Source organism: Marinobacterium aestuariivivens (assembly GCF_042661465.1).
In the GTDB taxonomy this organism is placed as follows: Bacteria; Pseudomonadota; Gammaproteobacteria; order Pseudomonadales; family Balneatricaceae; genus Marinobacterium_A; species Marinobacterium_A aestuariivivens.
On record NZ_JBHSWE010000001.1, the window covers coordinates 4281412 to 4296416 of the forward strand.

18 protein-coding genes and 3 tRNA genes are annotated in these 15005 nt (G+C 54.9%); 1 reads left to right on the plus strand and 20 read right to left on the minus strand.

Translation table 11 applies throughout. From position 1 onward, the window contains the following. Positions 1–201 precede the first annotated feature (201 nt). A complete protein-coding gene (locus ACFQDL_RS22435) occupies positions 202–1182 on the minus strand; it encodes a hypothetical protein (protein WP_379910953.1) in 981 nt (326 codons plus the stop codon). A 372-nt stretch (positions 1183–1554) separates the two neighbouring features. Between ACFQDL_RS22435 and ACFQDL_RS22440 the strand changes: the two genes are divergently transcribed. After that, entirely contained in the window at positions 1555–1725 is a 171-nt protein-coding gene (locus ACFQDL_RS22440) for a hypothetical protein (RefSeq protein WP_379910954.1), read from the plus strand. A 186-nt stretch (positions 1726–1911) separates the two neighbouring features. On the opposite strand, the gene ACFQDL_RS22445 is transcribed toward ACFQDL_RS22440, so the two are convergent. From ACFQDL_RS22445 to ACFQDL_RS22535, 19 genes are all read right to left on the minus strand, one after another. Continuing rightward, complete coding sequence (locus tag ACFQDL_RS22445) at positions 1912–2715, minus strand: head maturation protease, ClpP-related (protein WP_379910955.1); 804 nt, start codon at positions 2713–2715, stop codon at positions 1912–1914. Positions 2716–2720: 5 nt separating this feature from the next. Beyond that, positions 2721–3254, minus strand: a complete 534-nt coding sequence (locus tag ACFQDL_RS22450) for a DUF1441 family protein (protein WP_379910956.1) — start codon at positions 3252–3254, stop codon at positions 2721–2723. A 614-nt stretch (positions 3255–3868) separates the two neighbouring features. Then, positions 3869–4789: a hypothetical protein gene (locus ACFQDL_RS22455; protein ID WP_379910957.1), complete on the minus strand. Its 921-nt coding sequence runs from the start codon at positions 4787–4789 to the stop codon at positions 3869–3871. A gap of 183 nt (positions 4790–4972) precedes the next feature. Then, a complete protein-coding gene (locus ACFQDL_RS22460; protein ID WP_379910958.1) occupies positions 4973–7738 on the minus strand; it encodes a phage tail tape measure protein in 2766 nt (921 codons plus the stop codon). 14 nt (positions 7739–7752) lie between these two features. Then, positions 7753–8058 (minus strand): hypothetical protein, encoded by a 306-nt coding sequence (locus ACFQDL_RS22465; RefSeq protein WP_379910959.1) that lies wholly within the window; start codon positions 8056–8058, stop codon positions 7753–7755. Continuing rightward, positions 8055–8519 carry a hypothetical protein gene (locus tag ACFQDL_RS22470; protein WP_379910960.1) on the minus strand — a complete coding sequence of 155 codons (465 nt, stop codon included), beginning with the start codon at positions 8517–8519 and terminating at the stop codon, positions 8055–8057. The genes ACFQDL_RS22465 and ACFQDL_RS22470 overlap by 4 nt, the downstream gene beginning before the upstream one ends. A gap of 61 nt (positions 8520–8580) precedes the next feature. Beyond that, positions 8581–9333, minus strand: coding sequence for a hypothetical protein (locus tag ACFQDL_RS22475; protein ID WP_379910961.1), 753 nt, complete (start codon positions 9331–9333; stop codon positions 8581–8583). A 574-nt stretch (positions 9334–9907) separates the two neighbouring features. Continuing rightward, a complete protein-coding gene (locus tag ACFQDL_RS22480; RefSeq protein ID WP_379910962.1) occupies positions 9908–10327 on the minus strand; it encodes a hypothetical protein in 420 nt (139 codons plus the stop codon). Positions 10328–10331: 4 nt separating this feature from the next. Beyond that, a complete protein-coding gene (locus ACFQDL_RS22485) occupies positions 10332–10646 on the minus strand; it encodes a hypothetical protein (RefSeq protein WP_379910963.1) in 315 nt (104 codons plus the stop codon). A 2-nt stretch (positions 10647–10648) separates the two neighbouring features. After that, positions 10649–10840, minus strand: a complete 192-nt coding sequence (locus tag ACFQDL_RS22490; protein WP_379910964.1) for a helix-turn-helix transcriptional regulator — start codon at positions 10838–10840, stop codon at positions 10649–10651. A 97-nt stretch (positions 10841–10937) separates the two neighbouring features. Then, entirely contained in the window at positions 10938–11546 is a 609-nt protein-coding gene (locus ACFQDL_RS22495) for a hypothetical protein (protein ID WP_379910965.1), read from the minus strand. A 246-nt stretch (positions 11547–11792) separates the two neighbouring features. Beyond that, on the minus strand, positions 11793–12065 hold the full coding sequence (locus tag ACFQDL_RS22500) for a hypothetical protein (protein ID WP_379910966.1): 273 nt from the start codon (positions 12063–12065) through the stop codon (positions 11793–11795). Continuing rightward, complete coding sequence (locus ACFQDL_RS22505; protein ID WP_379910967.1) at positions 12062–12292, minus strand: hypothetical protein; 231 nt, start codon at positions 12290–12292, stop codon at positions 12062–12064. Before ACFQDL_RS22505 ends, ACFQDL_RS22500 begins: the two co-directional genes overlap by 4 nt. Next, positions 12292–12720 (minus strand): hypothetical protein, encoded by a 429-nt coding sequence (locus tag ACFQDL_RS22510; RefSeq protein ID WP_379910968.1) that lies wholly within the window; start codon positions 12718–12720, stop codon positions 12292–12294. The genes ACFQDL_RS22505 and ACFQDL_RS22510 overlap by 1 nt, the downstream gene beginning before the upstream one ends. Positions 12721–12737: 17 nt before the next feature. After that, positions 12738–13013, minus strand: coding sequence for a hypothetical protein (locus ACFQDL_RS22515; RefSeq protein ID WP_379910969.1), 276 nt, complete (start codon positions 13011–13013; stop codon positions 12738–12740). A 170-nt stretch (positions 13014–13183) separates the two neighbouring features. Then, positions 13184–14413 carry a tyrosine-type recombinase/integrase gene (locus ACFQDL_RS22520; RefSeq protein WP_379910970.1) on the minus strand — a complete coding sequence of 410 codons (1230 nt, stop codon included), beginning with the start codon at positions 14411–14413 and terminating at the stop codon, positions 13184–13186. Positions 14414–14613: 200 nt separating this feature from the next. Continuing rightward, positions 14614–14690, minus strand: a tRNA-Pro gene (locus tag ACFQDL_RS22525). 29 nt (positions 14691–14719) lie between these two features. Beyond that, positions 14720–14795: transfer RNA gene (locus ACFQDL_RS22530), tRNA-Asn, on the minus strand. A gap of 22 nt (positions 14796–14817) precedes the next feature. Further along, positions 14818–14893 (minus strand) — tRNA-Asn (locus ACFQDL_RS22535). Between the last annotated feature and the right edge of the window lie 112 nt (positions 14894–15005).

A 15005-nucleotide genomic window follows, 5' to 3' on the forward strand; every position in this document is an offset into this window, starting at 1 on the left:
CAACGTAGATGCCACTAAGACGTACGACTCGTCTGGTGTGGCTCGTCTGTACAATTACCCAAACGATCGTAGTTACGAGATCCTTGGGCTACATGCTTGGGGTTTCTACCGTGTCTGTTTTTCGGAGCCGACACTAGCGCGAGTATGAGATTCGCTGTCTGAAAAGGTCAGAGGCTTGAGCGTCGCCTTGGGCGAGTAAGCTTACCGTGGTTCCGCATGGTCGTCAGTGTCAATAGAAAGAACCTGAGATACGTAGTTTAAGAGGGAAATTGCTTTTAGGCCGTTTTTCCGGGTGCCATAGTCTAACGATTCTCCATGAAGCACCATGTGTCTGTTCAGTCCAGTGAAATTAGTGCCCCGCTCCTTCTCCGATGCGGAAACTGGTAGGACTGTGGCGAGAGGGCTAAGAAGCGCATACGTAAAGTTATCTGAGGCGAATTGGCTCACATATGTTGCAGTTCTAGGTTTTGGCTGCTTCCTGTCTTTCATGAATAGATAGTCTCCAGCTACCTCCTTGCAGATGCCATCTATTTGAGCTAGAAGTACCGGAATTGCTAGCTCGTAAGCTTCTTTTCGATGGGCGTCAAGCGCCGAAGAAATAAGGTCGCTGCGATGTGGAAATCGAGTTGCTACCGATGCTTGTATTTTGTTCATACGGCCCTCGAAATACTCGATCAATAGTGTTTCGGCGCTGTCAACTCTTCCAGTCGAGAACTCTTCTTCCAAGTGCCAAAGCATTGGCATTTCCATTTCTAGGTCTGGATACCACCCGTGGCTTCCCAGTAGAAGAAGTACATTTTGCGTGCGCGGAGGAAGTTCGTCGAAGCTTTGCTTCAGCTGCTCAATCGCTGGGCCTAGTGATTGACTAAATATTTTTTGTAGTTTTTCTGCAGGCTGTATTAGTTCAGGAAGTTGGGGTATGCGGATGGATGGTATTTGTAGAGCTTCAAGGTGATGGGAAATGTCTTCTAGCTGAGTAGTTAGAGGTTCACAAGCTCTTATTATCTGTAACTCGGTATCAGCGAGTTTCTTGTTGTATGAATTTAACGCTTCAAACCAAGTAATTGGTGGTACCTCAGGCGTAGAAAAAGTGGGCTCGCTCGCTAAATCTGAGGCTTCGTTCAGGTCGTCAAGAGAAGTCTCGGAAGTGGCGGGCAAATCATCCTTATGTTGATCATTCATTGGGCCACCTATTTACTCCTTGCTTGTATCGGTTGTGAAGAAGATGATGCCTGGCGCCGATTAATCCAAGCGAGAACATCCTTCCGTTACGATTTTCTGGGTGCTTGCCAAAAGTATACTGATTTTTTGAGAATCAGTCTTTTAGTGACTCCTACACTTCTGTTTAGTTCCTGCTTTTTTGCTGCGAAAGATTTCTAACAGGGTTTGCAGTTCCCGGAGGTCGGCGCGAACCATAGTCAATGGCCTAATGCTACCAATCCCGCTGTTCTTGGCTGTTGAGCGGAGACAGCCGGGGGATTGCGCTTCGGCTTGTACTTTTACTGATATGAGTCTATCCAAAGATATGATGGTGTTTATCAATGGAGATGCAGCATGAGTGGGCGTATAACTGTGTTGATCGACGGGGCGGTAACGTTTGTCTCTGACTTGTTTAACAAGACACTGAGGGATGATGCGCGGGGCATCGACGAGGACTTCGATTCGGTCGAAGAGATGGATAGTTGGGCAGAGCGTAATATAGATTGGGACGATATCGAAAAATAGCCTTCCAAGGACAAGCGTCGAGGGGCTGCAGCATGCTGAAGCCCCTTTTTATGCGCGAGGCGTTGCCAGCTTGTGGGCCCGCCTATGTCGGTTTATGTTCAGTGCTGCAGTCAAAGCTGTTTCTCGGTGTTACCTGTGGTCGTGTTAGTCTTCAATTGTGGCTTCTGCATTCTCGTAGTCATTCTTCTACTTTTTTGCACGTGTAAATGCGGCCTCCCAGGACGCCGCGTGGGGGTTGTTTAATTGGCCATAGACCGCGCTGCGATTTGGGGTTTTGCTATGGTTCGGTGATCGGGATGCCGGCCGCTTGCCGGTCTTTGCCTGCATGCCGGCCCAGAACGCCCGGGCCTGCGCGGTCGCCTGTCCCGATGCTGTGCCGCTGATATGGGTGGCGAAACCCCACTCCAGCGCCTCTTCGGCGCTCAGGTAGGTGTCTCCCTGGTCCAGCAGGTCATTCAGCTGGGCTTTGGTCTTGCCGGTCGTGCTGGCGTAGATGTCGACCATTGAACCCTTGAGCTTGCCCAGCGCCGTTATAACGTCCTCGAGTTGCTGCTCGTTGTAGAAGCCATCCAAGCCGGCAGAGGGCTTGTGCAGCATCACACTGGTACCGGTGGCCATTTCGCGGCGGTCGCCGGCCATCAGGATCACGGATGCGATGCTCGCCGCGATGCCTGTCACACGGACATGCACCTTGGCCTTGTGGTTCTTCAGGTAGTTGTAGATCCGGACGCCGGCGTAGAAGTCGCCGCCCCGGCTGTTGAGGTCAAGGTGGATCTCTTTCAGGTCGCCCATGGCTTCAATGGCGTCGATGAATGCCCTGGCCGATTGCACGCCGGCTTCTTCGTTGTACCAGTCCGGCAGCCAGTCGCTGCCGATGTCCTTGTCGATCACGACTTTGCCCACGCCATTACCGGCCGCTTGGGCGGTGAACCAGGTGGCGGTGCTGTTCTTTCTGCCCCCGGTGCCCGGGAAGTTGGCCTTCATATTCATGGTGGTTACTCCTCCGGATCCGGTCCGGTGTCGTCGATGGTTTCGGGCGTCTCGTCGGTGTGGGTTGCGAGCACTGTTTGATAGAGGTGTTCGCGCTGGGCGTCGCAGATTTTCATGATGTGCTCGACAGCTTCGGGACGGAGACCACAGTCGCGCTCGAGGACATCAGGGATACTGTCCAGTAGATTCGCGATGGCTTTGGCCAGCAGGCTCATCTCTCGGTGAACCTCATCCGTTGGAATGAGCAGACCCATCTGCACCTCGACCTTCAGTCGTTCATTCTCGGACTGGTACCAGGCTCGCCGATCGGTGGGGATCATGTCGTCGGGCTTCTGGCCGCCGACGATGACGTTGCCATATAGGGCCGGGGCTACGTCCTTGAGTGCGTAAACAGGATGGGTTGCGCGAGTGCCGGACGGCTTGACCAGGGCGTCTTCGAGCCGGCGCAGGACTGTCTTCCGATCCATGCAGAACACCCGGGCAATCCTGCTGATTGACCACTGATGGGCGTCATCGATGTCGTTCACGTTGCTGTCCATGTTCCGCTCCTGTCGCAGAAGTCAATCCGCGACCCTCCAGCCCAATTACTCTAAGTGTTTGAAATAAAACAAATAAATAAACCTGATGGGGAGGCCCATAGGACCCGAAAATTTCTCGAAAACCGCGAGCTTGCTCCGCCCGCGCGGTTGGCTGATTTTCCTAGGGTCCCATCGGCTTTCTGTCCCTATGGCTCTCTCCCTTTCTCCCTGCTGCGCCTTCTCTTCTCGCCAGTACCAGACAGCCATTCATGCTTACCGCATCTCCTGCGGCTTCTCACAGCGCCACAGGCCCATACCCCTGATTACCGCTTTTCCTGCTTGGGTGCCCAACAGACGCGGTGCGGCTCAGGAGGTACGCCACATGGCCGGCATCCCGCCCCGCGCTGTCGGACTCAACTTGAAGTAACTCGATATAATCGTGGTGATTTTCACTACATCAGTTCGATTTTATGGTTATAAGTTATGAATTGATGTGAAATATGTAGTGGTTTAATCTAATACCTCTCCTGTTGTTTTATCCCGCCCAGCTATCCTCCAGTGGCCAAGGCGGGATTTTTTCGTGGTAGGTGGAGGGGAGAGCCCAGGAGGACCACCAACCCGGACCCTCGCGCCCCCTATTCGTCGCCGTCCGGCTCGATCGGATAGCCGATGCTGACCAGAAGCTTGTTCACCCCTTTGCGCACCTCACTGTCATCAGGGCGGATCCGGCCGGTGTTGACCCCGTAGATGTGTGAGTATTCTTTGGTGTCGATCTCGAGGCATACGCCGCTACTCATGCAGCTATTCTCTGCTCGGAAGCGATTCATCAAGTCGTGGGCTTGTGCCGCATTGCTCAGTTCCACCTTGATGCTGTCGATTGCCAGGTTGATGCGCTCAACAGCCGCGTCCTGCTCTGCCTTGCCATAGAGCCCGACCATGATGCGATGCGTCTCGCGAGCCTGCTCGAGCTCAGTCTCGATTGCCTCGATTCGGCGGCCATACCCGGAGACTGCGGCCTTCTGCGATGCGGCGGCGTCCTCGGCCGCATTGATCTTGGCGCGTACCTGCTTGAGGTGCTTCTCAGCCTTATCGACATCAGCCGGCGTGCTCTCGCCCAGATCGACGCCACTGGCGGCCAGTTCGTAGGCGGACAGGGCCTGCTCCAGTTCGGCCTTCATGGCATCAGATGGCCCGGTGTCGCTGCTCTCGGCGTTATCGCGGGCAACCTTGATCTTGAACAGCTTCTGCTCGAGCGCGGTTACCGCCCCGTAGGACTTCTTGATGTCGGCTTTCGCAACAGCCGGGGGATTCTCGATCAGAGCATTGAGTTCCGCCTGTAGCTCGTCGTTCCGCTCCTGGAGGGGGAGGCCTTCTCGGCGAACTCGACGGCGACCTTGCCACGCCTGACATCCTGCTCGATGCGCTGCTGATCTTCCTTTTTGTTGCGGGGATAGATCCGGGTTTCGTATCGGCCCCGGGGGCTGTATAGAATTCGAGTTCCTTTTCGCTGTTTTTGAGCCGGCCCTCCGCCTGTTGCAGCTCAGTCCGCTTTTCACTGAGTTCGCTGCCGATGGTGTTGATCTCGGCCCGTAGTTCCTTGATACGCTGGTCCCATTCGATCGGTCCCTGCTTGGTTTTGCCTGTCGGTTTTCGAAGTATGCTCATGGTGGTTTTCCTCTCTTGCTGGATATGGGCCCACTATCAGGCCCGTCTTTCAAAACGTGCTACTGATAGGGGCGTCAGATCCCCAGGAGGAACTGGCTTTGATCGCCGATTGCCTTGATGTGAATCTTCTCGATGATTTTAAACATGAAGGCTTCGATTTCCGGCTCCAGCCCATCCGCCTGAATCGTGATCAGACCGTCACCGTTCTCGAGTGCAGCCGTGCGCGCCTCCATCTGGTCGATGAGCGCCTCGGTCAACTTCTTCTGCAGGTCCAGCGCTTCCTGTCGGCGCTGGTTCTCCAATTCGATCTGGCGTTCGATCGCCCACTTGGTGCTGAAGTCGAGGTCGTCATTGGTCAGGAAGCCGAACAGTTCACCGAGCAGCTGGCCGGTCGACTCGATCGCGGTGTTGATCGTGTCGATAATCGCGACGGCTTTCTCGGTGTCGGACTCGATCTCAGCCAGGTTGAGCTTGAAGACGAACTCCATGGCCTGGAGGCGCTCATCACTCGCCAGTTTCTCCAGGGCCAGCTGGTAGTCCTGGGTGGCCTTCAGCTGCTCGAGGCGGATCTCGAGTACCTCCTGGGCGGTGACCTGGGCCTCGAGTTCGGCCTGTGACATCTCGCGGGTAGAGTCGGCAGCTTGATCGGTCGCAGCATAGGTTTTCTCGATGGCCGCGACGTACAGCTCCCGCTCATCCGTACTGAGGGCTGCGCGTTCCTCGAGCGACATCAGGCGGAAGGCTTCGGTGAGTTCTTTGGTCGACTCGGTGGCAAGATCCGCGACCTTGGTTTGTTCCGAGACAGCCTCGACAATGGCGTCGTAATCCTTCGCAGTTTCGGCAGCGGCGGCGCCTGCATCTTCCTGCGCCTGGTTCTGCGCCATCAGCCGGCTCACGTAGTCGTTCGAGGCGGTTTCCATCGCCTTCAGACCGGCCTCAATAGACCCGTAGTGCGCGACCGTGGTGGCAGCGACTCCATATGATTCGATGAACACCTCGTTGAGATGACCAACGTTTTCGCCGAGCTCTTTGGCGCGGACGACCGCTTCTTCCCAGGTGCTGGTCTCTGCGAATGCCTTGGTCCAGTTCTCGGTGCTCTGACGATTCTCGTCGATGACCCCGCTGAGCTTGAACACATCGGCAGCAAAGTCGCCCAATACGATCGACGCACCCCCAACTGCTGCAATCAGGCTCGCCGGATTGGTAGCGATTACTGCCGCCATGCTGGCGAAACCGGCAGTTGTGGCCCCCAGGTACTTCGCGCCGGCCAGGGTGAGAACCACACTCGAAAGACCGTTCAGGGCATCGCTGGCATAGCCAAGGATAGGCAGAAGCGTATTCACGATTTGCGATAAGCCGAGCACTTCCCCCACAAAGGTCTTGAAGGCGTCATCGGACTCGTTGACCTTGACGATCATTTCGCCGATCCATCTGACAAACCCCGCCAACTTGTCAGCAATACCCGCCGACACCCGGGTCAGTGACTCGAAGCTATCGACGATGAATTGGACGGCAATGGCAAGGTCTTCAGGCTTGGTCAGGTCCAGGCCTTCAAAAATACTGCCGAACTCTTCGCGCAGCAGGCCCAGTGCATCCAGCAGCCCCCTAAAGTCGACTTGGCTCAGCGCCTCGGGTAGTGCTTCTGCTACTCCCTTGAGGAACTCGGTCAGATCGGCGGAAAGCGCCTCGAGCTCGTCATAAATCGGTTTGAAGGCCTCCGGGTTCACGCTGGGCGAAATAGCCTCGAATACCTTGCCGAGCTGCTCGGCGATGTCGCGGTAGTCGTCCAGCAGCGGGCCGCCAAACTCTGCCAGGGTGGCGGTGATGTTGTTGATCAGCTTCTGGTTGATCTTGCTGAGCTGCTCGACCATGTTGTCGTAGGCGTTTACGACAATCCCGGTCCGTTCTGCCATGGCATCCTGTGCGTCGGCATAGCGGCCGGCATTATCGTTCGCCAAAGCCAGGGCGCCCTGTAGCGCCTCAACCGAGCCGAACAGCTCCGCCATTGCCTGCGCGTTGCCGCCGGTTGCTTCATAGAGTTTCGCGAAAACTGCATCGAGCCCGTCACCCTGAACTGTGACGCCATCCAATGCAGCGGTCAGTTCGTCGGACGGCTTTAGGAGCTCAGTGAAGATTGCCTTCAGCTTGGTAGTCGACTCAGAGGTGTTGCCGGTGTAGATGGTCAGTGCAGCCAGCGCTGCGGCCAGATCATCGAAGGGCACCTGTGCAGCAGCAGCGATGCCGGTCACCTGCCCTAGGCTGGCGGTCAGTTCCGGCATGGTGGTCTGGCCCTTTTGTACAGCGGCAAACAGAACGTCCGAATAATCCGCTGCTTCCGATGTGGCGGCTCCATAGGCATTCATCGCGCCAGCAACCAGCTTGGTCACCTCGACCAAATCAGCGCGGCCGGCGACAGCCAGTTTCTCAGTCTCGGCGACCAGCGAGATGGCGTCATTCCAATCGGTACCGGTTGAAATGGCCTGATAGACGGCACCGTTGATCTCTTCGATAGAAGATACTGAGCCTCTGGAGAAGTCGAGGATCTGCCCCTCGAGACTACCGACCTGATCAGCGGTGCCATTGAACAGCGTCCCGATCTCGGCAACCGACTCTTTGAACTGACCGGCTTCGTTTACCGCTACACCGATGAAGGCCGCCCCGAGTGCCAGGGCTGACGCTTCTGTCGTGAGTATCGTGCTCGAGAGGTTGGCCAAAGGGCCGGTGATGTCACCGACGGAGGATTGAAGAGTATCGAGGTCCCTGGCGACTGATTGAACCGACGCGCTGGTCCGGTTCTCGCCTGCGAAAATGATCTCGATGGTTTTTTGCAAGTCTGCCATGGTCGCCTCCCTGCTCAGTGAATAGGGCCGGGAGCGGCGCCAAGATGATCTGTAAGGAGCTTGAAGCAAGCATCCTTGCCCGTCTCAGAAATCACGCCTAAACGGCACGACTCATTGAGAAAGATTCGAGCCAATGCAGGCGACATCTTCGTTGCAGTTGCCGCCATCATTCCGAGAATCTGCTGCTCTGATGCACCATTGGAGATGTAGAAATTTATTAACTTCATGCCAATGCGAGCCGCGAGCGGAAACTCGATTCGACCATCCGGGGATTTCATGGCGGCGAGGATGGCTTCCTGATCTGCCGATTTGCTTGTCATGCTGCGGCTCCGTCTGATTTCAACTGCTGCTCAAATGCCTCGATGTCAGCAACAGACCAACGGTTCTGGCGCCCAAGGCGGATGGGATTCGGAAAGCGGGGATCACTGCGCATCTCGTAAAGGAGCTGGGCTCCAGCCTGCCAGCGAGTTTGGAGCTGGTGAGCAGTCAGCCATTCGGCGCCAGCTGGTACAGCGTCGCCAGTATCTTGCCGACCGAAATCAAGGGATTGGCCGCGCCTTTCCATGAATTCGCGCAGCTCGCTGATAGGATAAAAGACACGATGACCGGCCTTGACGTACGGTATGAAATGGGGAGATTCAGGTGGTTCGTAGCGGTACCGTGTCAAGGTATCGGGTTTGAGGCCAAGCAAGCGGGCAGCCTCGCACGCAGGCACACAATCGTCACCGGAAATGTTGACTGTGTGAGTGGTGTGATTTTTTTGAAATGATGCTGTGTTCATAGTCATTCCACCCGTTTCAATGTGTCTACGGGATAGAATGACGGTTATATTTTGGCCAAGCCTATCGCTTTGCCAAATCCATCAAAATATTTTTTACGATCCGTCTTAGGCTTCTGTGACGAAGCACCTCATCTTCGTATTTCATGAGGGCTTCCGCGATCTTGCTATGGTTTGAAGAGATGCTGGGATCCTTAGCTATTATTTCCTCAACCCGCGATTCCCTAACCCTGTTCCTTTCGTCTGATGCGGACGATACTTCGTTATTGTGATCATCGAGAGCCTGCTTCGACTTAATCCTTACAGCCACGTCCGGCTCGTACTTATAAACTGTCGCATGGGCAAGATCATGCCCCAGATTCATCGACGCCTCTATAAGCAGCAAAGCAGACGCGGGATCCTCGATCCTGCCAGTAGCCTCAACAACGACTTTGACCTTTATGAGTATCCTCATGGCGAAAGTCTGCTTTTCTGATAGCAGGACCTCTCCGACCACCCAGCCTTCATTATGCAGCTTATTTATTTTTCCTGGCATGTATCGGGGTAGTTGGTTCGCGATTCGGTGGAGCTCGTTCATGGCCAAATGGGGATATGTCGGGTCGAGCCAATCAGGCTTTTCCAGGTCCAGCTTGTACATTTTCTTCAGCTCGTCCGGAAGCCTACGCCAAGCCTCTCCACAAACCCCCGATATGAAGTTGACCAAGCGGGCGCCGGCAGCCTCCGCAGAGCCAAACTGTTCGAACTCTTCTTCGCTCAACGATTTCGTAGTTGTGGGGAAGAACAACGACGGCATGGCCGATTCCTTTTTCTCCGACAAGGGACTCTCCATTGGTTAATCAGAGTGATACTACGGTAGCAGGTTGCAGGCACTGCTCTCGTAAATCTTTCGACTCACAACCGGGAAGCTATCGGTGATAATCATGAGTAGATCACAAGATAGCGTAGCTCCCAGCCTACTTGCTGGGAGCTTCTCCGCGTGTTCCCTCGCCAGGGCATCCCCACTCAGTGCCTCGTCTCCCACTGGAAGATGTTCAGTAGAAAGTGCGCAGCCACCTGGTAATCTATAAAGGTGTCCGCCAGAAGGATTAATGAAACTACGAAAAATGGCTTTATAGTACAGCCAGAAGGATTAATCAGTTCCGCCAGAAGGATTAATGATTTCATTTACAGTTCCCCCAGAAGGCTTAATCAGTTCCGTTAGAAGGAGTAGGCAAAATTTAAGGATTCACCGTTTATTCGCTGAACTCTCGCTTTCAGCTGGTCGCAAATCCCGTCCAATTCCTGTCCGCATTCGATGCGGACACTTTGCGGACATAGTTCGTCTTACTTCCGTCACACGTTGTGCGTGACACCGGTAACGGTCGGGTAACGCGACGGGCGTTACCTCAGCGTTACTCCCTGAAGTCCCGGTAAGGCTTGCTACCGGTAGGGCTTACGTCGAGCTTGCCGCCGCATTCGTGGATTGGCTGCCAGGTGATCGCGTAAAGGTTCGGCCCAATGCCGCGCCCGCCGACTTTCGTCTGAACCAGAAGTCCTAGCTTGATCAGCTCGGTAAGGGCTCTGGTCCGCGTGCTGTCCGAGGTCCAGCCCCGGGACGACATGATGCTCCGAGTACACTGCAGATCACCGTTGTTGCGGCCGTTGAACTGAGCGCCGATATCCAACAGGAGCTTCGCTGCCGTGCCTGACATTGCGATAAAGTCAGGATGATTCATCACGCAATCAGGCAAGCCGAAAAAACCCTTGTAGGTTATCGCCAGGCTCGATTTACCTTTGCCCGGTTTCTTCTGCCGCGTATATGTGGCCGCCATAGGCTCACCGCTGCTTGTAGAACTTGATGAGAGCTTCGGCCTTCTTGATGCTGTCCGGCGCGAGTTTGTACCGGGTGAAGTAGACCGAACCCCCGCCGCGATGCCGGTGCTTTTCAGGGGTACGGATAAAATGCAGACCATACTCATGAGTGAGGTATGAAATTGTTGTGTGAAGGCAGGTGTCTCCGTATTCGGAAAGTGCCTCCAAGGCAATTAGGGTTCTCCCTTCAGTCATTATTTCTGTTAGGATGAGGTACTTAGGAAGCTTTTTCTTCTTAGGGCCGGCGGTCTCTGTGGTGGGGGCGGTCGGCTTTTTCATGTTCAGGCCCCCTGAGTCTTTCTGCTGCGTTCTTCAAGCCACTGCTCCAAATCCGATTCCTTCCAGGCAACGCTCCTGGATCCTAGGCGAACAGGACGTGGGAAAAGGCCCTCATCCATAAGGCGATAGATTGTGGAGCGTGAAAGGCAATAGCGCTTTTCAACTTCGGTTCGTTTAAGAAGTTGTGATGCCATCTGGTGTTCCTCGTGTCTTAGTTGGCTTTACGAGGAACAAGAATGTACTTTTGGGAACTAATATAAACGCACAAGCTCGCGGTCAGCTTGTGATTTACTATGCTTTAGGGAAATTTTCGCTATCTTTACTTAATGGGATTCCCTTTCTTTTGCAGGCTTGCTTTAGCGTTCTCCAGTCAATTTCGTAAGTGTTGAATATGATTTGCTCGGCCTCCGCATGAGAATGTGGTTTCAGCTGCTTTAGTTCTCCGTTTTCCAGCCAGTTGTCGCCGGCTCGTAACGCAAAGTAGTGCGATGCCATCAGTCTGTGATTCTTCATAGATCCTCCCTTGTTGTTGTCGTCACCAATTAACCCGAGATGAAAAAGTGCTCGACGCATCCGAATGTCATGTCGGATACTTGGATCGGACATACGCATGATCTCTCGAGCACCTCGAATCCTTTCCCAGCATGTGTCTGCTTCTGTCTCTGAGCGCTTTAGAGCATCGTGGTCGTATGCGGCTTGCTCAAGCCCGAATACGATCTCGGCGATTTCGCTAACGGTGAGGCCAGAATCCGTCTCAATATCAGCATAGAAGCCTTGTTGTTGCTGTAAGTTGAGCCAGAATTTGCCTTCTTCGAGCTCCCGGGCTGGGTCTTGATCTAGCTTTAGAAAGGTTCGGTATGCTCTGCCCGCCGATCGGATGAGCTTTTCCACTCCGCTCATAGCCACGCCTCATTGAGTCGGTAAAGGAGCAGGGCGGCTTCATGCCGCCCAAGTGTCGGTCAGTGTAGCCAGTTTGGTGAGCTACAGACTGAATCGCTTAGCGATAGAGAACATCTCAGCGCTTAGCTTCATGTGCTGCTCGACGATTTCCGTGTCACTCATCAGCCCGCTTTCGGATTTCATAGCATCCTCCTTTCGGAATGGCCGGCCTCATCGCCTAGCGCAGACCGGCCATAGCAGACAAACTTAATCGGCGGGTGAAACCGGCTGCTCTCGCATCTTCGCAAACACTTCGTCCAGTTCACTACCGACGGCATTCAGCTCATTCTTCATTGCTTCGAACCTATCCATCAGGTCGATGAACAATGTCTGCGTCTCGTTGTCTTCCTGTCTCTCGGCAAATACCCACGCTACTGTATGAGCGATGCTGGCGTTCGATGCCACCTCTAAAATCCGCTCTTGGGCGTTGGCGAGCCGCTTATATACAGGCCCTTGCTCTACTTCGACTTGTGCGTTCATGGCTGCTCTCCTTGCGCCTGCTGCCTGTAAATCTCGAGTGTCTTGTAAGCGTCGTCTTTCAAGCGCTCGAATCTTTCGGCGAGATCCGTGAAAAGGACGAAGATTTCCTTCTCCTCATGCGACATGTAGTGTGTAGCCATCATTTTGGCCACAAGCAAACCGGTGTCGGCGTCGATGGCCAGAGCCTCGATATTGCCGGGTGTCGTATCTCCAGGTAGAAGGCTCATTATCGAATCCTCGCAGCCGCGGTCAGCTGCATCTGGGTGGGAGGGGCGCCGTCACCGAGGCCAGCGTTGGCGTCAGCAAGCAGAACAGCGGGGTCGATTTGGTCAAGCTCTGAGCCGAGCTGGGATTCAGCTACGAACCTGAGCCAGGCATCCAGGATGCTGAAGAAGCCTATGGCTTGCCCTTTCGTTGTTAAGGACTTGGCGCCGTTACTCAACATGTGCAGTGCGATCAAGTGCAACAGACCGTCATCGGTCGTGCCGTAATGGCGAAGGTGGAGCAGGTAGAAGTGTGCAAGAGCCTGGCCGGTGCACTTGCCGCCCTGGAAGCCACCGGTATTGGGTACGTCCCAGAACGACTTGCCGAGCCCCTCAGGTGATCGGCCGCCTACAAAAGGCAGGCTATGAAGTGACAGTTCTTTGGGCGGCATTGGTTTGATTCTCGGGATCATAGTGTCGCCCCCTCGGCTGTCAGGGCCTCATGTATGTCGATCTCATTGAAGCGCCGCATCTCGGACTCAATGAGCCGAAACTTTCGTTCGAGATCATGCATTGTCACTTCAAGATCGTGATCTGAAAGTCGGCGAGGTACGCCATGGCTCGCCAGCATGCCGACCTGGACGGCGCCTGCCTCGGCGACTTCCGTGATGGTATCGATGGGGTGGGGCAGGCGTGACCGCCTGAGCGCCAGGGTTGGATCAGTGTTACAATTTTGAGTGTTCATGAACTACTCCTCACTTGGATTTCATGAGCCGGCGTTGGGGAGGACCAGTCCTCAGCGCCACCTCTCTTTCCCCAGCTGCAAAGGCTAGGTTTCGTCAGCTTCTACGTCATTGGTTACCTCATCCTAATTGCTTGTGTAGCGTAAAAATATGACCCGCCGTGGGTGTTTTTTTATACAGTCTCTCGCCTAAAGCTCGCGCTAATAACGTTTCCCGCCAGGCTTTTCGATTTGAGTTGATCGAGGTAGTCGGCCCAGTGCTGCATCATCTTCCGCCGTTGCTCCAGGTGCTTGGTTCGGTTGTAGGCTCGGCCGTTGGCGTCCTTCACAGTGTGCGCGAGTTGCTGCTCGATCCACTCGATCCGATAATCAAGGACCTCATCAAGCAGAGTGCGAGCGATCACCCGGAAGCCGTGCGCGGTCATGGTGTCACGATCGTAGCCCATGCTGCGCAGGGCGATACGTACGGCGTTTTCCGACATAGGGCGACTGAAGCCCCGGGCAGACGGGAAAACGAAGCGAGAGCGGCCTGTGAGCAGCTCTAACGACTGCAGGATGTCGATGCTCTGGCGGCACAAGGGAATGATGTGTTCCTGCTTGGTTTTTTCCGCAGTGATCTCGATTCGTTGCTCGTCCCAGTTGATCTGCTCCCACTCGAGGTGGCGCAGTTCGCCAGGCCGACAAAACCAGTATGCCGAACATTTGAGGGCGGCAATCACCACCGGGGTGCCGGTGTATTCGTCAATGGCCACCATAAGCCGGCCAACTTCAGCTGGCTTGGTGATGGCGGCGAAGTGGCGTTTCTCGGGTGTCCGAAGGGCGTCTTTCAGATCGGCGGTCGGGTCTCGCTCGGCGCGACCGGTGCTGATTGCAAACCGGAATACTTGGCCTGCCGTCTGCTTCACGCGTCGGGCGGTTTCGAGTTTGCCGGTCTGCTCGACTTTGCGGAGCACAGACAGCAGCTCCACAGGTGTGATTTCTGCGAGGGGGCGCCGGCCAAGGGAAGGGAAGAGGTACATCTCAAGCGCCCGCAGCGATCGGCTGCGATGGCTCTCGCTCTTGTCCTTCATGCGGACATCAAACCACTCGCGGGCAACGACCTCGAGACTGTTGGCTGCCGCGGTTCGGCTAGCGAGCTTCTGGGCTTTCTTGTGAGTGGAGGGGTCGATGCCTTGGGCGAGGAGCTGGCGGGCCTCGTCCCGGGCGTCCCGGGCTTGCTTGAGTGAGACGTCGGGGTAGACGCCGAAAGACAGGCGGTTCTCTTTGCCGTTGAAGCGAAATTTCATGCGCCAGTACTTGGAGCCGTTGGGGAAGATCTCCAGGTACATGGACTTCTCATCACTGAGCTTGTACGGCTTTTCTCTTGGCTTCGCTGCCTTCACCTGCCTATCATTCAAGGGCATGGTGCCGCCTCCTCAATTCGGAGTGGGGGCATCGAAATAGGGGCATCAAATTTTGGGGTACGCGAGTTGCCCCCAGAGTTGCCCCCAATGTGCCCCGGATACAGTGGGATCACAAAACAACTTATGGGAACAAAGATAGGCTGCAAGCCCCGTAGTTACAAGGGGTGTGGGAATCAGTGAACTGTTATGGGAAGGGGTAATGGTCGGAGTGGAGGGATTCGAACCCCCGACCCTCTGGTCCCAAACCAGATGCGCTACCAAACTGCGCTACACTCCGAAAGACGGGTTGGGTGACTCCGCTGACTGTGGCTCCCCGAGCTGGACTCGAACCAGCGACCAATAGATTAACAGTCTACTGCTCTACCAACTGAGCTATCGGGGAACATCTTTACAGTATCAGCGGTTGGCTCCTCGAGCAGGACTCGAACCTGCGACCAATAGATTAACAGTCTACTGCTCTACCAACTGAGCTATCGAGGAACACCTCAACCGTGGCGGCGTATATTAGTGAGCTGCCGGTAGGGCGTCAACCCCTTAGTTTAAAAAGTTTTTTTGTTTTTCCCCGCTGCATGGGCAAGGGTCTAAATCGTTA